Here is a 20,791-nt window from a genome sequence, read left to right as displayed (position 1 = left end):
CCGAGTCTGACAAATAGGGCCATGGGCTCGCGCCGCCAAAAGCCGCGCAAGCCCATGGCCTTTCGGCTTTTTATAGCCTGAAACTCCCGAAAAACCGGGCCAAAATCCCTGCGGCAAATTTGCAACATGGGTGCCACGTAGCGCAACCCTGGCCCAAAATTTCACTTGCGCTTCTCAGCATGTGGAAATAATTAGTCCGAGTAATTCGTGGGCATGGCAACGGGCCAGCCCCTTGGGGAGGACTTGAAAATGGCTATCCGGCCGATCGCACTCTGTTCTGCGTCGCTTGTCGCGCTGACCCTGTCGGGCGCCGCCTTCGCGCAGACCGACGCCGCTCCGCAGACCATCGCGCAAGAAGCACCGACCGAAGATATCGTCGTCACCGGCGTGCGCGCGTCGATCGTCGGTGCCCTGAACGTCCGCAAGGAATCGACCCAGATCGTCGATTCGATCGTGTCCGAAGACGTTGGCAAATTGCCCGACAATAATGTCGTCGAAGCGCTTCAGCGCGTAACCGGTATCCAGGTCACCGACCGCGCCGGCGGCGAAGCGGCAACCATCACCATTCGCGGCCTGACCGACCCGTTGACTACTCTTAACGGCCGCAACATCTTCACTGCAGCCGGCACGTCCTTCGCCCTGCAAGACATCTCGGCCAACCTCGTGAAGCAGGTCGATGTCTACAAGACGCGTTCGGCCGACCAGCTCGAAACCGGCCTTGCCGGCCAGATCGACGTCCAGACCCGTCGCCCGCTCGACTTCGATGGCTTCACCATTTCCGGCCTGGCGCGCGGCGTCTATTCGGAACTGGCGGACAAGTTCAATCCGAACGTCGCGCTGCTGGTCAGCGATCGCTGGGAAACCGGCATCGGTGACATCGGCTTCCTGATCAACGGCAGCTACACCCGCGCCCATTATCGCAACCAGAATCTCCAGGCCGGCGCCATGGTGCCCTTCGCCACCGAGAATCCGCCCGAAGGTTCGGGCCTGACCCCGCTGCAGCGTATCTTCCCTGGCGCGACCAACGAAAACTGGACGCCGGGCCTCGACGCCGGCCTGCCGACCGCACCGGGTTCGACACTCAACATCAACGGCGTCGAAACGCCCTATTATCTGTCGCGTGACGCCGTCATCGCGTCCGACCTCTACGGCAAGCGCGAGCGTCCGTCGGTCAACGCTGCGCTCCAGTGGGCGCCCAATGATAGTTCGGTCTACACCGCCGAAGTCTTCTACACCGGCTTCCGTGGGGAAACCTTCAACAGCCTGCACTTCAGCTTCGCCGACTGGTGGGGCAACCTGCCCGCCGACGTGGCCAACAGCTTCGAACTCTATGATGGCACCAACATCATCAAGTCGCGCCAGATGGGCGCGGTCGCCGGCTTCAACAGCGGCGACATGGCGACCAACAAGACAGACAGCTACGTCTATGCGCTGAACGCCAAGTGGAACGTGGGCGAGCGCGGCAAGATCGTCGCCGACATCGCCTATCAGGACAGCAAGAACGAAACCTCCTTCTTCGCAATCCGTACCGATCGCGGCCCGCTCGACATCGACGTCGATTTCAACGCGGGTGGCGGCCTGCCGGCCTACAGCTTCGCCAATCAGGGCGTGCTGACCGATGCAAGCCAGTGGACCGTCGGCAACCTGTTCGACAGCGGCACCAAGAACACCGGCAGCGCCCTGACCATGATGCTGGACGGCGAATATAAGTGGGACGAAGGCTTCCTGCGTCGCATCAAGGCCGGCTTCCGCTTCGATGATCGCAACGCCGATTCCTACGTCCGTGATCAGGGCGCCGGCGGCCTGCCGGGCATGACGCTGGCGGCTTTCAGCCAGGGCACCCCCTTCACCAACAGCGGCTTCTTCGACGGACGCGCCGACATCCCCACCAGTTGGGTGCTGGCTGACCCGCGCAGCATGGACAAGGATGCTGTCCGCAGCCTCTATCGTTCCGTAGCCCCCGGTCTGTTGCTGTCGGACGAAATGACTTTCGGCCATGTGTTCGGCATCAACGAAACCAATCTGGCCGCCTATGTCATGGCCGATGGCGAAGTCGAAATCTTCGGCCGCCCGCTGCAGCTTCAGGCTGGCGTGCGCTTCGTTGCGATCGACACGCTGTATGACTATTTCGACCGCGGCAATAATTTCGCGCGTACCACCGTATCGACCGGCTCGGAAAAGTTCCTGCCGTCCTTCACCGCGCGCTATAATCTGACCGACAATCTGCGTATCCGCTTCAACTATGGCGAAACGCTGCGCCGTCCGGCCTTTGGCGACCTCAACCCCAATCTGGCGCTGACGGGCGATCTCTCCCGCATCGGCTTCGGCTCGGGTTCGTCGGGCAACGCCAATCTGCGTGCGACCCATTCGAAGAATATGGACCTTGCGATCGAATGGTATTTCGAACGCAACAGCGCCATCTATGCGACCGCTTTCCGTCGCAAGATCGACGGTCTGGTCGTGCCGCTGACCGTGCGTGAGTTCATCCCGAACAACTATCTGCCGCGCAACGAAACCTATACCGAATATTTCAATATCACCCGGCCGGAAAACGCCTCGAACGGCACGCTCAAGGGTGTGGAACTGGGCCTGACCTACTTCCCGTCCTATCTGCCGTCGATTCTCGACGGCCTGGGCTTCACCGGCAGCGCGACGATCCTGGATTCCGAACAGACGATCCCGGTCGTCAACAATGAAGGTGAGATCACCGGCACCACCAAGTCGGCCTTCTTCGGCGTGTCGAAGCTGTCCTATAACGCCACGCTGGCCTATGACAGCGGTCCGGTCGGTGCCCGGCTGTCCTACATCTGGCGCAAGGGGTTCCTGAACAACAATGAAGGCCGCTCCTTCGCCAACCCGATCGGCATGTGGCGCGCGCCTGAAAAGAGTCTGGACTTCCAGCTGACCTGGAACGTCAATGACGATATCGGCGTCACTTTCGACGCGGTGAACATCACCAAGGCGAAGCAGCAGAACTATTACAAGTTCGGCGATGTCGGCAATCCGACGGAGTTCAACTCCAGCACGCTGCTGATTGATCGGACCTTCGCTCTGGGTGTCCGTTTCAAGTTTGACTGAGTGCCCGATGGGGCGTGGCGTCTCCTCGCTGCGCCCCATTTTCATGGCGGTCGTTCCGGGAAACCTCTCCAACTCCCCGGAACGGCCGCCATATTTGTTTCAGGATACAGGGAGACGGACGATGCGCGCGATGAGGATGCTTCTGCTGGCAGGGGCTGCCATGATCGGCATGGGCGCCGTCTCTCCCCCTCCCCGCTCCGCCGGCCTCGACACCCATGCCATCGCGGTGCAGCGCTTCGGCAATGACGCACCCTGGTATCAGGATCGCATCCCCTTCTTCGAATCCGCCGATCCGAAGATCGACGCCGTCTATTATTATCGCTGGCAGCTCTACCGTGGCCATCAGCGCGACCTGGGCGAAGAAGGCTATATCACCACCGAATTTTTCGACGATGTCGACTGGCAGCGCCATCCCTATGCCAGCCTCAACGACGCGACCGGCTTTCATCTGGCCGAAGGACGATGGCTGAACGACCGGCGCTTTGCCGACGACTATATCCGCTTCATGTATCGCGGCGGCAATGACCGCCACTTCACCGACTATATGGCGGACTCGGTCTGGGGCCGTTACCTGATCGATGGCGACAAGGCGGGCGTGCTCGAACATCTGCCAGTGATGCGCCACATCTATCGCCTGTGGGACGAGAAGTTCGACTTCGACAAGGGCCTCTATTTCGTCGAGCCCTTGCTCGACGCGACCGAATATACCGTCTCCTCGATCGACGCCTCGGGCGGCAAGGACGGGTTCCGTGGCGGCGACGCCTTCCGCCCCTCGGTCAACAGTTACATGTATGCCAATGCCCGCGCGCTGGCGAAGATGGCGACCATGGCCGGCGACACCGAAATGGCGCAGGAATATGAGGCCCGCGCGCAGGCACTGAAGGACCATGTCCTGGCCGACCTGTGGAGCGAGAAGCTCGGCCATTTCATCGACCGGCACCAAAGCCGCAAGAATCCGCACGTCAATTATTGGGATCCGATCCGCAATCGTGAACTGGTCGGCTATCTCCCCTGGATGTTCGACCTGGTCCCGGACGAGGCGAAATATGCCGGCGCCTGGGCGCACCTGCTCGACCCCGCCTCGCTCGCCGGCAAGGCGGGCATGCGCACGGTCGAGGCCAATTACGAATATTATATGCGGCAATATCGCTATCTGGGCGACGCGCCGGAATGCCAGTGGAACGGCCCGATCTGGCCCTATCAAACGACCCAGGTACTGATCGCCATGGCCAACCTGCTCGATCATCACCGCCGGCAGGGGCCGGTCACCCGCAGCGACTATATGCGTCTGCTGCGCCAATATACCGCGCTCCACTATCAGGGCGACCGGCTCGACCTGGAGGAGGATTATCATCCCGAAACCGGCAAGCCGATCGTCGGCCTCGATCGCAGCCATCATTATTTCCACTCGGGCTATAATGACCTGATCCTGGGCGGGCTGGTCGGCATCCGCCCCCGCGCCGACGACGTGCTGGAGGTGAACCCGCTACTGCCCGACGCCGGCGATCCGCAGGCGCTGGCCTGGTTCCGGGCGCAGGACGTGCCCTATCATGGCCATCGCATCGCCGTGACCTGGGACGCGGACGGCAGCCATTATGGCCGGGGCAAGGGCCTGTCGGTCGAGGTCGACGGCAAGGAAGTCGCCCGGCGCGAGACATTGGGCCGGATCGAGCTGCCGGTGCCGCGCGTCGCCAATGCGCCGGTCGCCCGGCCGATCAACCGCGCCGTGCAACTGGTACGCAGCCAGTTCCCGATCGGCAGCGCGTCGAGCAACAGCGATCCTGAAAATGTCCATGACGCGATCGATGGACGCACCTGGTTCTTCCCCGAAATGCCCAATGGCTGGTCCTCCGCGCCGGGAGAGGCCAACCAATGGTATGCCATTGACCTGGGCAAACCCGTGTCCATCGGCCGCGCCGAACTCGCCTTCTTCGCCGACGGCAAGCAGTTTGCCGTGCCGCAATCCTATCGCCTTCAGGCCATGGTTGATGGCCAATGGCGCGATGTCGCGACGCCCAAGGGCGCGCCGATCGCCAATGGCGTGACCGACCTGCGCTTTGCGGGCCGCGCCGCGCGCCAGTGGCGGGTGCTCATGCGCCAGCCCCAGGGCAAAGCGATTCGGCTGGCGGAGATCAAGCTGTTCGACCGCTGAATTGGCTATGGCCCTGGATCGTGACGCAGCCTAAACGGACCGTCGCCCTGTTCAGCAAGCTGTGTTAGGGCAGATGACGGGCGGCCGGGCACTACGGGTCGCCAGCAATAAAGGGCGCAATGGTGATAGCGGCTAGCGAGCTTCGGTTTCGCTTACGATTACTCGGCGATTTTCGGCTGATCGACGAGGCGGATGGGCGCGACCATAGCCCGCGCAGCCGCAAGGCCTGTGCCCTGCTCGCCCATCTCGCACTGGAGCCAGACCGCCGCGCCAGCCGCGACCGGCTGGTCGGCCTGTTATGGAGCGACCGGGGCGAGGTGCAGGCCCGCGCCAGCCTGCGCCAAGCGCTGAGCGACCTGCGCGCGCATCCAGCCGCCCCGCTCATCCATATCGAACGGCGTGACCTGCATCTGGCAGAGGGTGGCTTTTCCAGCGACCTGGGCGAGATACTGGCCTGCACCGCCGCCAACGACCTGGCCGGACTGGCCCGTATCCTGGATGGCGCGGGCAGCGCGATACTGGACGGGCTGGAGGGGCTGGATCGCAGCTTCGACGACTGGCTGATGATCGAGCGGCAGCGCTGGCGCGAGCGTATCGTCCAGGATGTGCTGCACGCCGTCGAGCGCAATGGCCAGGACGATCTGCTCGACCTACGCCGTGCAATCCTGACCCAGTTGCAGCGGCTCGACACCGGCGATGAACGGATCGCCCGGCTCGGCATGGCGCTCGACCAGAGGGCCGGCGACCATGTCGCGCTCCACCGCCGCTATCGCCAGCTTGAGGCCGGACTGCAACGCGATCTGGATGCCCGCGTCTCGCCCGACACCGAAAGGCTGCTGCGCGAACTGACGACGGTCGGATCGGTCATCGCTCCCGCCCCGCGCGCGGCCGCCGCGCCGACCATCGCAACAATCCCGCGGGCCAATGTCGAGCCACCGATCCTGGTGATCGCGCCGTTCAGCTTGATCGGCGATGGCGGCCCGGACGGCGCCCTGCTCACCAGCATCTGCCATGACGATCTGCAGACCGCCCTGGGCGGCATGCGCGACCTGCGCATCCTGTCGGTCGACGCGCCATCGGCCGAGCGGATGAAGGCGGCCGCCCCCGCCTCGATCGCCAGCTACGCGCTGGACGGGTCGGTCCGTGCCGATGGCGATGGCTGGCGCATCAACCTGCGCATGACGCGGATCGACAGCGGATTCCTGGTCTGGACGCGCCAGTTGACCGTGCGCCAGGGCGAATTGCTCGCCGCGATCGACGATCTGGTCGCCCGGATCGCCGGCGCCATCCTGCCGGTGGTCGAACGCGATGTCGGCAAGCTGATGGAAGGACGCGTGCCCAGCGGGTCGGACGCCTATCCGCTCTATTTCACCGCCCGCGCCAAGATATTGGCCGCCGCCAGCCTAGCCGAGGTGCAGGAAGGTGCCGACCTGCTGGAACGCGCGATCCTGCTGGAGCCGCGCCTGACCAACGCCTATCTGCAACTGGCGCGCCTCTACAACACCGACTTCATGCAGTTGATGGCGGGCCATGACGCCGCGCCGCTGCGCGCCCGCGCCTTCGACCTCTGCACCCGCGCGGTCGCGCTGGAACCCACCCATGGCGGCGTGCAGTCGCGCCTGGCCTGGTGCTATTTGCGCCGCGGCGACATGAAGCAGGCGATGCAGGGCTTCATGACCGCGCTCGACCTGACGCCCTTTCACGCCGATGGCATCAACGAGATCGGCTTCGGCCTCGTCCATCTGGGCGAGATGAAGGAAGCGCAGCGCCTGATCGCCCGCGCCTTCGAGCTGAACCCCTTTCCGTCGGACGAATATTTTTCCGATCTGGCAGTGCTCTACGCCCTGTCGGGCGAGCATGAGGCGGCGGAAACCCAGTTCGAGATCGGCCGCAACCGGTCGATCCATTATCTGGCGGTGCGGGGTGCCAATCTGGGCATGCTGGGCGGCGTGAAGCGGGCCGCCCCGGTGATCGACGAATTGCGCCAACGTTTCGCCGGCCTTTGGCAGGGCGATACCCCGGCCCGCGACGCCGATCTGGTCGACACTATGATCCAGTTCCTGCCGCTGCAGGGTCCGGCCGAACGCACCCTGTTCCTGACCGGGCTGGAACAGGCCGGATTGCGCATCACGCCGCGCTGATCTCCGTGCGCAGGCTGCGCAGGAAGAAGCTTTGCGGCGGCGGCGCGACACGCGGCGCTGCCACCGGTCCCGCAATCGTCCGCAGTAACAGTTCCGCATCCTTGCGCTTGAGGCTTAACCGCTGATCGATCGGCGGCAGATGGCGCCCCGTCGCCTGACAGAATGTTTCGCCAATCAACGCCCAACTGCGATCGCGAAAATTCATCCGCCGTGCCAGCCGCAGCAGCAGGGCACGATCGCCTGCCTCCATCGCTGCCTGCTCGATCGCATGCTCGGCATCCACCAGCGCCAGCGTCATCGCGCGATGTCCCAGTTCTGGCGGCGCATGGCTGACCATCACCGCATCGTCCCGCTCGATCTGCCCAGCCGTGTAAGCCTGCGCGATCGCCCCGATGCCGACCATGCCGATCGGCGCCAGTTCCGCCGCACGCAATGCACCCAGGCTGGCCGCACCATAGACGGCGATTCCCTCGGCCATCACCTGGATGATTTCCTTGTGCCAGACCGATGGCGTGGTTTCGAACAGTCCGTCGATCAGGCCGATCGCGGCCGGTCGTTCGATCGCGGCACGCAGTATGTCGCCGCGCCGCGCCGGTCCGCGCAACTCGACGCCATCGGGCAAGGCCATCGCGGAACCGCCCAGGCTCGGCCCGGCAAAGACAATCGCATGCCTGCTCATGCCGGCTCCATCGCCGCTTGCATCGTGCCTGTGCGCGATGGCCGGTCATGATCGCCAAAGGCCGGCACCAACAGCTTCACCACATCGATGCCGAGGTCGGGCCGGGTCAGGTCATGACAGGCGACCGGCCCCGCGCCTACCGCCGCACAGCGATCGAGCAGCCAGGCCAGATCATCCTCCGCCCCGTCATGCGCTACGGAGGGCACCGCCGACCAGGGTCGGGTTGCCGGCGCGAAATCGAGCATCGCCAACAGGAAGCCTTGCCGTTGCTGCCCGGCATTGCGATAGCGCGCCGGATCGATATCGTCGCGCGCGCCGGCGATCAGCGCGGCACGGGTCTGTGCCGCCTCGCAAATGGCGCGGGCGAGTGCAACGCCGGCATCGGGATGGCATCCCGCCCCCATCGCCGGCGGCAATTGCACGCTGCGTGCCGCGCCCCCTTCCGTGATGGCGCAGCCGATCACCGCCGCGCCGATCTGACCAGTCATGTCCCACAAGGACAGCGACAGGCCCGCGCGCCGCACCCGCGCGATCAGGCTGCGGCCCAGCCGGTCGTTGATGCTGTCCGGGTCGATCGCGCTTGCCCGGCGCGCGCGCAGTCCCTGTTCCAGCCAGCGGGCATGATCCTCGCGCTCGATCAGTTCGCACAGCGCCGAACAGCGCGCCTCGGCCGGGGTATTGCCGGATGCCAGCCCATTGCTGTTGGGCCACAGATCAGGTTCGGCCGGCACGGTGAAATCCATCGTCACCAGCCCATGGGGTATCCGCATGGGCCGGCCGCTGAGCAGGTCGATCGCCTCGACCCAGCCGCGCGGTCGGGCCGGATCGAAGGATGCGCCCTGCTTGTCGGCCCGCGCCATCTGGCTCCAGAGCCGGGCTTCGCCGGCCTCCGCAATGCCATGGCTGCTGGCGGGACAGGTTTCGGCATGATGCAGCTCGATCGCTTCCATCAGCGCGGAGATGCGCGCGGCATCGGGCGTGGCGCCCTTGCCCTGCGACACCGACAGCGACAGTGACAGGGGACGGACCGCCTGGAATACGGGGATGCCGATGCGGTCAAGGCCGGTCACGTCGGCCAGCCGCGTGACACCCAGCGCACGGGCCACAGGCGTGATCCGTGCGAGGGTGTCGGCAGGACGGCGGGAGCGATGCGCCCCGCGCCGGAACATCTTCATGGCGCGATCGGCCTCAGGCGAAGTCGGCCTTGCCCGACCCGATCTCGGCAAAATAGGCGCGGGTAGCGCGCTGCTGCCCCGGCAGGGCGACCGCATCCAGAACCGGGCCGTCGGTGAACAGGCCGGCCACGCCGGCAATCGCGGCCTTGGCATCATCGCTGTCATCGTCGGCGGCCAGATAGTGGACCTGCTCGACAAAGGCATAGCCAACAACCTTGGCCGGGTCGGCCGGGTCGGTCAGCTTGATGACATAATTGGCGTCGGTGTCGTAGGATTCAGCCATATATACCCCCATAGTTCGTGATGGATCAAAGTAGGTTGCGGGACCGTAATGACAAGCAGGGCGAGGACAATGAGGGAAAACCCTATCAACGCCGCACGGAGCATATCAGACATAAGCGAAGGGCTCGACTGAGCGCTTCACATACATGGCCTTACCGTTCGGGCTGACCGACACGCCCCAATAGCATGCCTCACCCATCCCCGGCTCGATCGAGATGCGCACATCCTTGCTCGGCAATTCCACCTGCACCGGATCATTGCCGGCAGGCAGGGTCAGTTCCAGCGTATGCGCGACGCCGATCTTGGCGCGGGTCTTCACATGGTCGAGCCAATGCACCAGCCGGTCGCCGATCGAGATACGAACGCTGTCATCCTTGAATCCCTGTTCGAGTGCGATTGTGATTTTGCGAAATTCCGACATTGTTGGTCCCCTTTCGGAATGATGGGACGCACCGCCATGACAGGCGATGCGCCCGCATGGATCAGATACTGAGGCCGTTCGCCTTGGCGGCCAGCATGCGCTGCATGTCCTGGCCCAGGTTGAAGCCGCCGATGACGTCGCCTGCCCGCACCGCGTCGAAGCCCAGCCCCGCCTGGCGCAGCGCCGGGGCGACTCCACCATCCAGTGCGAGGGCAAGCTTGCCCGCCTCGCGCAGGAAGCGGGTATGGCCGACGGCATTGACGGCGGCATCGGCGCTACCCTCGGTCGCGATCGCCAGCAGGTGGCGTGCTTCCTTGAGATCGGCGTCATAAACCTCGATGCGGCGGGCGGCAGCGGCCGGGGTTTCGCCGGGCCGTGCCCGCTCATCCACCTGCAGCAGCTTATATTCGTCGGCCAGCGGGCCGGCGAGCGCGATCGCCGCCTGCCGTGCGAGCGGATGCTGGCGCATCCGCATCGCCGCCCGCAGCGCATCGACCGCCGATTGGACGCCGCGCGTGCCGTTGACGGCCAGCACCTGGCCGACTTCCGGGGTGAAGATATCCTGCGCCAGCCGCTCTTCCTCGCGGTTTTCGGGCGGCTCCACCTTCACCTCCAGCGGGTTGGAAATGACGGCGCGGCCATCGACGACCAGCATCGCCTGGATGGTGTAACGGCCCGGTTCAGCCATGTCCCAGCCATTGCGACCGGCGCCGACCAGCACGCTGTCATAGAGCGCCTCACCCTGACCCAGGATGATTTCCAGGCTCTCGCCGCAATGGCGCGAATAGGGCGACCATTGGCGCGCGGGCCGACCATCCTTGCTGATGATCAAAGTCAGGCTTGCCCGTTCCGACAGGCGCGCCGCCGATGCCAGCTTGGGCCGGCCGCTACGGTTGACCAGCGCCATCTCGACCACCGGCGGCAACAGGTAAGGCAGGCGATTGTCGCGGGCATTGACCGACAGGGTCAGACCGAACTCCTCATTGGGGTCCATCGCCACTTGCGAAAATCCATGCTGGTCGAACCAGTCGGCATTGCCCATCTGCACGAAGCGTTCGGGGCCATGGCGCATGAACAGCAGTTCGGGATCGGAAAAGCGGAAGTCGAAATCGGCAAAGAAGGCCGCCTGACCGCCCGCCACCGCATAGGGATAGTTCATGAAGCTGCGCGCTTCGGGATCGTCGGCCAGCGGAATCCAGGGCGTGCCCAGCGCCTTCTGCCAGCTATGCGCCAGGTTGAAGGCGTGGCCGACCTCATGCGCCGCCGTCCAGAAGCGCATCCGCCGCACCCAGGCGTCGGGATCGGCATCGCCCGCCGGCGGATGGGCGATGAAGGCGTCGGTGAAGATCGCCGTCCCCTGGCGATGGTTCGACCCGATATCGTCGAACATGATGCCGCCCAGGCTGCTGCCCTGCACATGGAGCGAGGCGAACAGCACCCACAGCGACCATTGGGGCTTGTCGGCGAAGCGCGACCAGTAGATCTGCATCGCGTCATGCATTTCCTGGTCGGTCCAGCGCTGGTCCGCGCCGGCCGCACCGAGCGGGATGGCGCCATTGCCGGGCGCATCGCTGACGTTGAACCCCGCCCGCCGATAGACGGTGTCGAGGCTCAGCGTCTCGCTGACCATGGTCGCGGGATGATTGGGATGATCGTGCGTGCCGATCTCCGTCACGCGGGTCGCGCCGGCCACCGTGTCATATTCGAACTCGGCCGGACGGAAGCTTGCAGAGCTGAACTGATAAGTGCGCACGAAGCTCGCTGCGCCGCCGCCGCTGAAGGTCGCCTCCACCTTGCGCTGGGCGGCGAGCAGGCTCTTCGTCACCTTGAGGCTGATCTGGGTATGGGGGATGGCGCCGACCTGACCATCCTTGAACCAGATCTGGCCGCTATAATGATTGGCCCCGGTCCGGGTCAGCGCCGCAACCCAGCTGACGACTGGCCCCAGCGGGCCGGCGCGCGTGCCGCTGACCGTCATCTGCGGATAGCGGCCATCGACGTCCAGCCGCAATTCCTCGCGCGTGTAGAGCGTCAGCGCATTGATATCGTCATCAAAGCGATCGACCGCACCGGGCAGCGCGCGCGGCATCGGGAAGCGCGGCGAGCGCACGAAATTGTAGCGGCCACTGGCCTGCACCAACAGCGGCAGGTGCCGCACCGACCGCAGCTTGGGATCGATGTCGAAACCGGGCATGTCGGTATCGAGCGCGCTGTCGCCGTCAAAATCGGCGGGATCGAAATCGGCAGTCATCATTCCCTCCTGTCGGCGCGCGTCGGATGCCCGCGCTCGCAGGATCGGGAATGGCATGGCCAGTGTGAGGCCAGGCATCGGTCGAACGTGAAAAAAGCGTCAATCCGACCGGAAAATTGCTTTCCGTAGCGTCAATATCAGGAAAATCGCGCCACATCCCGCCGCAATCCCGGCATGCAGCAGCCAGAAGGTAGTGGCCGGCATGCGGGCGTAGAAGCCCCCCACCCAGCCGACCAGGATATTGCCCAGGAAGAAGACGAGATAATAGAGGCCGATCGCCAGCCCGGCCTGACGCGGCGGTGCGGCGCGAGTGAACAGCGCCAGGCTGACCGGCAATATATGGGCAAAACCGATGCCGTTGAGCAGATGGAAGGCGATCGCCCAGCCCAGCCCCGTCCTGCCGTCCGCCCCCGCCAGCGCCGATCCCAGTGCCAGGCAGAGCATGCCTCCGGTCGCAAAGAGCGACCCGATCGTCAGCTTGGCAAGATCGCCAGGCTCGGGCCGGTAGCGCGCATAAAGGCGATAAAGGAAAGGCAGACCGGCGAGCATGGCTAGGCCGAGCCCCGCGTCGAGGGTGATGAGCCAACTGGTCGGCACGCGCAGCCCGCCCAACGTCAGTTCCAGATGCGCGTCGCCCCAGATCAGATAGGCGTTGAATATCTGGTTGTTAGGCAACAGCGCCGCCGCCAGCAGCGGGATCAGCAGGATGATGCCCAGCAGGCCGCGCAAATCCTGCCCGGTCATGCGCATGCGCCCCTGCGATCGTGGTCCGCGCTCATCAGCCGGCAGATGCCGGCGTCCGGCGAGATAGATGATCGTGGCAATCGCCATGCCGACGCCGGCGACGGCAAAGCCGACATGCCAGCCGCGCGTTTCCGCCAGCGTGCCGATCACCAGCGGCGCGGCGATCAGGCCGATATTGATGCCCAGATAATAGAGCTGGAACGCGCCGTCGCGGCGCGGGTCATCATTGCCATAGAGCGCGCCGATCTGGCTGGCGAGATTGCCCTTGAACAGGCCACTGCCCAGCACCAGCAAGCCGAGCGCGGGCAGGAAGGCGACCTCGACCGCCATCAGGAAATGGCCCGCCATCATGGTCAGCGCGCCCAGCAGCACCGTGCGATGCCGGCCCAGCAGCCGGTCCGCGACCAGCCCGCCCAGGATCGGCGTCACATAGACGCTGGCAAAATAGGTGCCGACAATGGCAGAGGCGAGCGGCTGGCCGTCCAGCCCGCCATAAAGCTGGCGAAAGGCATCGAAGAAGAGCAGGCCGTCGGCCTGTCCCGGCTGCAGCAGATGCTTGACCAGATAGAGGGCCAGCAGCGACTGCATGCCATAATAGGAGAAACGCTCCCACGCTTCGGTGAACAGCAGATAGGCGAGGCCCCGCGGATGGCCCAGGAAAGCGCGATCGCCCTGGTTCATGGCTGCGCGCCCGGCCCCTTGTAGATGACGCCGTCCTTCATCACGAAGCCGACCTGGCGCAGCGCGCCGATGCTGCGGGTCGGATCGCCCTCGACTGCGACCAGATCGGCGAGCAGGCCCGGCTTCACCGCGCCCAGCCGGTCGGCGATACCGAACAGCGCCGCATTGCCGCTGGTCGCCGCGACCAGCACGTCGCGGGGCGCCATGCCGGCGGCGGCCATCAGCTCCGCCTCGCGGGCATTGTCGCCATGGGCGAACACGCCGACATCGCCGCCCAGGCAGAGGGCGACACCCGCCGCCCGCGCGCGATCGAGCGCCTGGCGCGCCTGCGTCACCGCCGCCGGCGCCGGTTCCGCCCCGGTCCAGCCGCGATAGCGCGCCGTGGCGTCGGATGCCGCGAGGGTCGGGCAATAGCCGACATTGTGTGCCTTCATCAGCGCGAAGGTCGCGGCGCTGCCTTCATAGCCATGCTCGATCGTGTCGACCCCGGCCAGGATCGCCCGGCGCATCCCTTCGTCGGTGGCGGCATGGGCCGCGACCTTGCGCCCGGCGCTGTGCGCCGCCTCCACTGCCGCCGCCATTTCCGCTTGGGTGAAGGTCGGCCGGCTCGGCTCGCCCTTGCCCCAGCGATAATCGGCATAAAGTTTCACGACATCGGCGCCGGCCGCGATCTGTCGCCGCACCGCCGTCACCAGATCGGGACCGCCAGCTTCCTCCGCGCCCAGCGGCACGACAACGCCCGGCTCGAACCCGCGCGGGCCATAAGCGCCCGGTGCCACCAGCGCGCGCGTTGCCACCAGCATGCGCGGCCCGGCGATGATACCCTGCTCGATCGCCTGCTTGAGACCGACATCGGCATAGCCAGCCCCTTCGGTGCCCAGATCGCGCACGGTGGTGAAGCCCGCCATCAGCGTCGCCCGCGCCGACACCGTGGCCCGCACGGTGCGCAGCGCCAGCGGCTCGTGCAGCACCTGATCATCCCAGCTCGTCTCGTTATAGGGATGCAGGAAGAGGTGCGAATGGCCCTCGATCAAGCCGGGGACCAGCGTCTTGCCGGGCAGGTCGATCACCCTTGCCCCGGACGGCACCGCGATCCCCGGTCCCGCCGCCTCGATCCGGTTGCCACGCACCAGCACCGCCCATCCGCGATGCGACGCCGCGCCGTCGAACACGGCATCGGGGCGCAGCAGATAGAGCGTCGGCGCGGCCTCCTGCGCCCCGGCCGGCATCGGCGCGACGAACAGAAAGGCCAGCAGGATCAAAAGCCTGTGCATCGATATCATCCCCCTTGACGGGAGGCTGCTTGCGCCGTCCCGCCCCCTTCATTACTCCCCCTCTCTATGACGAAATTCCTGCCGCGCGCCACCTCCCTTGCGGGGGCCTTGGTCGCTCTTGCCGCCTGCCCTGCCCTTGCCCAATCGCCGACCGCGCTCTCGCCGGCCAAGGTCACCATCACCCGCGACCAGTGGGGCATCGCCCACGTCCATGGCGCGACCGACGCCGATGCCGTGTTCGGCATGGTCTATGCCCAGGCCGAAGACGACTTCAACCGGATCGAGACCAATTATCTGGTCAATCTTGGCCGCCTCGCCGAAGCCGAGGGCGAGAAGGCGATCTGGCAGGATCTGCGCCAGCGCCTGTTCATCGATCCCGCCCGGTTGCAGGCCGACTATGCCCGCAGCCCGGCCTGGCTCAAGAAGCTGATGCAGGCCTGGGCCGATGGCCTGAATTATTATCTCTCCACCCATCCGATGGTGAAGCCGCGGGTCATCACCCGGTTCGAGCCGTGGATGGCTTTGAGCTTCACCGAAGGCAGCATCGGCGGCGATATCGAGCGGGTGCCGCTGACCCAGCTACAGGCCTTTTACGAGAAGAAGCCGGCTGCCCTCACCATGCTGGAACAGGGCCTTGCCTATCGCGAGCCGCAGGGATCGAACGGCTTTGCCATCGCGCCATCCCGAACGCAGGACGGTCATGCGCTTTTGATGATCAACCCGCACACCAGCTTCTTCTTCCGATCCGAACTGCAGATGAGCAGCGACGAGGGGCTGGACGCTTATGGCGCCGTCACTTGGGGCCAGTTCTTCATCTATCAGGGCTTCAACCGCCATATCGGCTGGATGCACACGTCGAGCGGCATCGACAATGTCGACGAATTTGCCGAGACGATCGTGCCGCAGGGCGATCGCCTCTTCTACCGCTATGGCAAGGAATTGCGTCCAGTCACGGAAAAGACCATCGCCATTTCCTACCGCACGCCAGACGGCAAGCTCGCCCAGCGCGCCTTCACCGGCTATTCCACCCATCATGGCCCGATCGTGCGAACCGAGGGCGACAAGTGGATCGCCTTCGCGCTGATGAACAAGCCGGTGCCGGCGCTGGAGCAAAGCTATCTGCGCACCAAGACCAGCGATTATGCGAGCTTCCTCAAGGTCGCGGAGAACAAGGCGAACAGCAGCAACAACACGCTGCTGGCCGACGACAAGGGCGAGATCGCCTATCTCCACCCGCAATTCGTGCCGATCCGCGACGATCGCTTCGACTATACGAAGCCGGTGGACGGCAGCGATCCGGCGACCGACTGGCGCGGCCTGCATGACCTGTCCAGCCTGCCCCAGGCGGTGAACCCGAAGGGCGGCTGGGCGATGAACACCAATAACTGGCCCTGGACGGCGGCCGGTGCGGACAGCCCCAAGCGCGAGGTCTTTCCCCGCTACATGGATCAGGCCGGTGAAAATCCGCGCGGCCCTCATGCCCAGATCGTGCTCTCGGCCAATGCGCATTTTACCCTCGATAGCCTGATCGGCGCTGCCTATGATCCCTATATGACCGGCTTTGCCCGACTGGTTCCGGGCCTGATCGCGGCGCAGGACAAGGCGCCCGATCCGGCGCTGGCCGATGCGGTGCAGAGCCTGCGCGGCTGGGATTATAAATGGAGCCTGACCTCGACCCAGACCTCGCTCGCGGTCTTCTGGGGCGAGGCGCTATGGAAGGCGGTGGCCCCGGCGGCGAAGGAAGCGGGCCTGTCGACCATCGACTATATGGCGACCCGCGCGACCGACGCGCAGAAGCTGGCGGCGCTGCGCGAGGCGGTCGAGCGGCTGACCGCCGATTTCGGTAGCATTGCCGTGCCCTGGGGCGAGATCAACCGGTATCAGCGCAATGACGGCGCGATCGTCCAGACGTTCGACGACGCCAAGCCCAGCACGCCCATCCCCTTCGCCTCGTCGCAATGGGGATCGCTCGCGGCGTTCGGCGCGACGCGCTATCCGGGAACCAAGCGCTATTATGGCACCAAGGGCAACAGCTTCGTCGCGGCGGTCGAGTTCGGGCCGAAGGTCGTCGCCCGCGCGGTCAGCGCTGGCGGCGAGAGCGGCGATCCCCACTCGCCCCATTTCGCCGATCAGGTCGACCTCTATGCCAAGGGCGATCTGCGCCCGGTCTATTTCTACCCCGAAGACATAAAGGCCCATGCCGTGCGCACCTATCGGCCCGGCGAATAAGGACAGATGATGTACACCGCCCGCCTTGCCGCCCTGATCGCCTGCGCCCTGCCCTTCGCCGCTTTTGCCCAGCCGCCCCAGCCGGCCGAGGAGGCGATACTCTATAGCGGTGCCACCATCATCGACGGCACCGGCGCCGCGCCGCGCGGCAATCAGGACATGCTGGTGCGCGGCGATCGGATCGTTGCACTGGCGCCGCATGGCAGCCTGCCCGCCGCCGATATCGCCGGCGCGAAGCAGGTCGATCTGGCCGGCCGCTATGTCATCCCCGGCCTGATCGACAGCCATGTCCATATGGCAACCCCGCCCAACGTCGTGCAGGCCAAGGCGATGCTGCGCCGCAATCTCTATGGCGGGGTGACGGCGGTGCGCGATATGGCCGACGATCTGCGATCGGTCGGCGAACTGGCGCGCGAGGCGCGCATGGCGGAGATCGCCGCACCCGACATCTATTATACCGCGATCATGGCCGGCCGGCCTTTCTTCGCCGATCCGCGCGTCGCCGCCGCCAGCCAGGGGGTGACGCCGGGCACCGCACCCTGGATGCAGGCGATCGACGACAGGACCAACCTCAAGGAAGCGATCACCCTGGCGCGCGGCACGTCGGCCAGCGCGATCAAGGTCTATGCCGACCTCACCCCGCGCCAGGTGAAGGCGGTGACCGCCGCCGCCCATCGCCAGCATATGCTGGTCTGGGCGCATAGTTCGGTCTTTCCCACCCGCCCGGCCGATGTGATCGCCGCCGGGCCGGACGCGATCAGCCATGTCTGCTATCTCGCCTATCAGCGCGAGCCGGTGATGCTGGCAGCCTATGAAGACCGCACCCCGGTGCATGAAAATCTGCTGGCGCCGGGCGATGATGATCCGGTGATGGCCGACCTTTTCCGTGCGATGCTGAAACAGGGCACGATCCTCGACGCGACCGGCGCGCTGTTCGTGAAATATGAGGCCAAGCGCAAGGCCGATCCCAAGGCGAAGCCGCTGCGCTGCACCGGCGACCTCACCACCCGCCTCACCCGGCAGGCGTGGAAGATGGGCGTTCCCATCTCCACCGGCACCGATTTCGTCGGCGAGGTCGAGGACCAGTGGCCTGCCGTCCATGAGGAACTGCTCTTCCTTGCCCGCAATGTCGGCATGCCCCCGGTCGAGGTGATCCGGTCCGCCACGCTGGTCGGCGCGCAGGCGGCCGGGCAGGGCAAGGAAATGGGTTCGATCGAACCGGGCAAGCTCGCCAATTTCGTGGTGCTGAAAGGCGACCCGATCGCCGACATCACCAATATCCAGACGATCGAGACGGTAGTGAAGCGCGGCAAGGCCTATGCCCGCACCGCCTATGTACCGGTGACCAAGGACGAGATGGGGGACGACGAATGAAGCTGGATCGGCGCAATTTCATGGGCGTGTCGGCCGCGATGCTGGCGGCGAGCGGCGCACGCGCGGCAGGCGTGGATGCCGACCCGATCAAGGACATGATCGTCATCAATGCGCTCGGCGGCCTCGGCGACCCCAACCAGCCGGCCGACTCGCTGGTGCCGCAGTTCAGCCCGCGCGTGCTGGCCGAAGCCCATGCGTCGGGCCTCACCGCCGTCAACATCACCCTCGGCTATGTCTCCGGATCGGACGACCCGTTCGAGCAAAGCGTGCGCGAAGTCGCCGAGACCGATGCACAGGTGCGCGCAAACAGCCGCGACCTGATGAAGATCCTGACCGCCGCCGACATTCGCCGTGCCAAGGCGGAGGGCAAGATCGGCCTGATCTATGGCTTCCAGAATGGCGCGATGATGGGTCAGGATGCCAACCGGGTCGACATTTTCGCAAACCTGGGCGTGCGCATCTTCCAGCTGACCTACAACCCCGCCAACCAACTGGGCGACGGATCGATGGCGCCGGCCAATCGCGGCCTGGCCCCGTTCGGGCGCGAGGTTGTCGCGCGCTGCAATGCCCAGCGGGTGATGGTCGACCTGTCGCACAGCGGCGAGCAGACCTGCCTGGAGGCAGCACGTATCTCGAAACAGCCGATCTCGATCAACCATACCGGTTGCCGCGCCGTCACCAACCTGCCGCGCAACAAGACCGACGCGGAATTGAAGCTGGTCGCCGATCGCGGCGGCTTCGTCGGCATCTATTTCATGCCCTTCCTCGACATGTCCGGTCATGCCCGCGCCGAGCATGTCGTGGCCCATATCGACCATGCGGTAAATCTGTGCGGCGAGGATCATGTCGGCATCGGCACCGACGGCACGGTGACGCAGATCGACGATCTCAAGGCCTATGAGGCGGTGCTGGCGAAGGAAATCGCCGCGCGCCAGGCCGCCGGCATCAGCGCCAAGGGCGAACGGCCCGACACCTATCCCTTCGTCGTCGACCTGCGCGGCCCGGACCAGTTCCGCAAGCTCGCCGGACTGCTGCGCGCCAAGGGCTATTCGACGGCCCGGATCGAGAAGATATTGGGCGGCAATTTCCTGACCTATGCCGAGACGATCTGGGGCGGTTGATCCTCCAGCACGGTCGCGCGAAACGCCTCGGCCGGCGGCGACAGGGTGCGATGGTGGATCAGCCATAGCGAACTGGTCACCGGCGAGGTGAAGCGGCGGTTGACGACATTGTCGACATGCAGCCGCGCCATCGACCGCGCGATCACGGTCGGGCCGAACCCGGCGGAGACGAGGCCCAGCAAGGTCGCCAGGCTGCGCGCCTCATGCGCGATCCGCGGCACGAAGCCCGCCGCCTCGCACTGGGCGAAGAAATGCTCGGTAAAGCCCGCACCATTGGGCGCGCCATAGAGGACCAGCGGCTCGCCGGCGAGATCGGTGATGCTGGGATCCTCCGTCCGCAGCGCGAGCGGATGATCGTCGCGCAACGCCAGCAGCATATCCTCGGTCAACAGGCAGTGCGACACCATGTCCTCGGGCAGCACCGGCGGCAGGAAGTCTCGCACCAGGCCGATGTCGAGCTGATGGTTGCGTACATTCTCGATCTGCTCGTCGCGCCCCTGTTCACGCAGGATCAGTTCGACCTGCGGATAGGTCTGGCGAAAGCGATAGAGGGCGCTGGCGATCTGCGGCACGAACGGGCCGGAGGCGGTGAAGCCCAGCCCCAGATGGCCGATCTCGCCACGCTGCGCCCGGCGCGCGGTCTGGCTGGCGCGATCCGCCTGCACCAATGTCGCCCGCGCCTCCGGCTCGAACAAGCGCCCCGCTTCGGTCAGGCGGACACGGCGGCTGGTGCGGTCGAACAGGCGCACGCCCAGTTCCTCCTCCAGCGCCCTGATCTGCTGGCTGAGCGGCGGTTGCGATATGCCGAGGCGCAGCGCGGCGCGGCCGAAATGCATTTCCTCGGCAACAGTCAGGAAATAGCGGAGATGGCGGAGATCCATTGATCCATTCGTCAGAAATATCGATCATGCCATATTATATATTAGACGCAGAATGTCCAAGGGCGCATGGCCCATCGCGGATGTGGCGGTGGTCCTCATCGTCCCATGGCATTGTGCGCGGATTCGCCCCCGATCCCGCTGCGCGTGCCATATTGCGGCCGACCAGCGGATTGCCGTCACATTCATGAATGCCGTTCATAGGCTCATGCCGCCATGCCGCTCTGGCAACCCGGCTGCAGAACCCGTAAAATAAGGGCATTCCTTCTGGAGAGGCGCCAAATTTTCGCACCCCGGCATCGTTCCGCCGG

Annotated in this window: 14 protein-coding genes; 6 read left to right on the top strand and 8 right to left on the bottom strand. The window is 65.4% G+C overall.

Going from position 1 to position 20,791, the window contains the following annotated elements:
* Positions 1–249: 249 nt before the first annotated feature.
* From N6H05_RS07345 to N6H05_RS07335, 3 genes are all read left to right on the top strand, one after another.
* On the top strand, positions 250–3,078 hold the full coding sequence (locus tag N6H05_RS07345; protein ID WP_284113313.1) for a TonB-dependent receptor: 2,829 nt from the start codon (positions 250–252) through the stop codon (positions 3,076–3,078).
* A 121-nt stretch (positions 3,079–3,199) separates the two neighbouring features.
* Complete coding sequence (locus N6H05_RS07340; protein WP_284113311.1) at positions 3,200–5,230, top strand: MGH1-like glycoside hydrolase domain-containing protein; 2,031 nt, start codon at positions 3,200–3,202, stop codon at positions 5,228–5,230.
* A gap of 119 nt (positions 5,231–5,349) precedes the next feature.
* A complete protein-coding gene (locus N6H05_RS07335) occupies positions 5,350–7,371 on the top strand; it encodes a trifolitoxin synthesis, TfuA (protein ID WP_284113310.1) in 2,022 nt (673 codons plus the stop codon).
* Here the strand turns inward: N6H05_RS07335 and N6H05_RS07330 are convergent.
* The 7 genes from N6H05_RS07330 to N6H05_RS07300 form a co-directional block, all read right to left on the bottom strand.
* A complete protein-coding gene (locus tag N6H05_RS07330; RefSeq protein ID WP_284113309.1) occupies positions 7,358–8,050 on the bottom strand; it encodes a TfuA-like protein in 693 nt (230 codons plus the stop codon). The two genes, N6H05_RS07335 and N6H05_RS07330, sit on opposite strands and share 14 nt — an antisense overlap.
* Positions 8,047–9,225, bottom strand: a complete 1,179-nt coding sequence (locus tag N6H05_RS07325) for a YcaO-like family protein (protein ID WP_284113308.1) — start codon at positions 9,223–9,225, stop codon at positions 8,047–8,049. Before N6H05_RS07325 ends, N6H05_RS07330 begins: the two co-directional genes overlap by 4 nt.
* 13 nt (positions 9,226–9,238) lie before the next feature.
* The gene (locus N6H05_RS07320) at positions 9,239–9,508 is read right to left on the bottom strand and encodes a hypothetical protein (RefSeq protein ID WP_004208506.1); all 270 of its coding nucleotides are present in this window, start codon (positions 9,506–9,508) and stop codon (positions 9,239–9,241) included.
* Between the two features lie 105 nt (positions 9,509–9,613).
* On the bottom strand, positions 9,614–9,928 hold the full coding sequence (locus N6H05_RS07315) for a hypothetical protein (RefSeq protein ID WP_284113307.1): 315 nt from the start codon (positions 9,926–9,928) through the stop codon (positions 9,614–9,616).
* A 61-nt stretch (positions 9,929–9,989) separates the two neighbouring features.
* Positions 9,990–12,182: a hypothetical protein gene (locus N6H05_RS07310; RefSeq protein ID WP_284113306.1), complete on the bottom strand. Its 2,193-nt coding sequence runs from the start codon at positions 12,180–12,182 to the stop codon at positions 9,990–9,992.
* Between the two features lie 96 nt (positions 12,183–12,278).
* Positions 12,279–13,604 (bottom strand): peptide MFS transporter, encoded by a 1,326-nt coding sequence (locus tag N6H05_RS07305; protein ID WP_284113304.1) that lies wholly within the window; start codon positions 13,602–13,604, stop codon positions 12,279–12,281.
* Positions 13,601–14,878 carry a metal-dependent hydrolase family protein gene (locus N6H05_RS07300; protein WP_284113303.1) on the bottom strand — a complete coding sequence of 426 codons (1,278 nt, stop codon included), beginning with the start codon at positions 14,876–14,878 and terminating at the stop codon, positions 13,601–13,603. Before N6H05_RS07300 ends, N6H05_RS07305 begins: the two co-directional genes overlap by 4 nt.
* A 66-nt stretch (positions 14,879–14,944) precedes the next feature.
* Between N6H05_RS07300 and N6H05_RS07295 the strand changes: the two genes are divergently transcribed.
* Genes N6H05_RS07295 through N6H05_RS07285 form a run of 3 tightly spaced genes read left to right on the top strand, consistent with a single transcriptional unit; the run spans position 14,945 to position 19,602 of the window.
* Positions 14,945–17,107 carry a penicillin acylase family protein gene (locus N6H05_RS07295; RefSeq protein WP_284113301.1) on the top strand — a complete coding sequence of 721 codons (2,163 nt, stop codon included), beginning with the start codon at positions 14,945–14,947 and terminating at the stop codon, positions 17,105–17,107.
* Positions 17,108–17,116: 9 nt separating this feature from the next.
* Positions 17,117–18,481, top strand: a complete 1,365-nt coding sequence (locus tag N6H05_RS07290) for an amidohydrolase family protein (protein ID WP_284114188.1) — start codon at positions 17,117–17,119, stop codon at positions 18,479–18,481.
* Entirely contained in the window at positions 18,478–19,602 is a 1,125-nt protein-coding gene (locus tag N6H05_RS07285; protein WP_284113300.1) for a dipeptidase, read from the top strand. Before N6H05_RS07290 ends, N6H05_RS07285 begins: the two co-directional genes overlap by 4 nt.
* Here the strand turns inward: N6H05_RS07285 and N6H05_RS07280 are convergent.
* Positions 19,575–20,483: a LysR substrate-binding domain-containing protein gene (locus tag N6H05_RS07280; protein WP_284113299.1), complete on the bottom strand. Its 909-nt coding sequence runs from the start codon at positions 20,481–20,483 to the stop codon at positions 19,575–19,577. The two genes, N6H05_RS07285 and N6H05_RS07280, sit on opposite strands and share 28 nt — an antisense overlap.
* Positions 20,484–20,791: the final 308 nt, after the last annotated feature.

Source organism: Sphingobium sp. WTD-1 (assembly GCF_030128825.1).
GTDB lineage: Bacteria > Pseudomonadota > Alphaproteobacteria > Sphingomonadales > Sphingomonadaceae > Sphingobium.
This window is presented reverse-complemented; position numbering and strand designations above follow the sequence as displayed.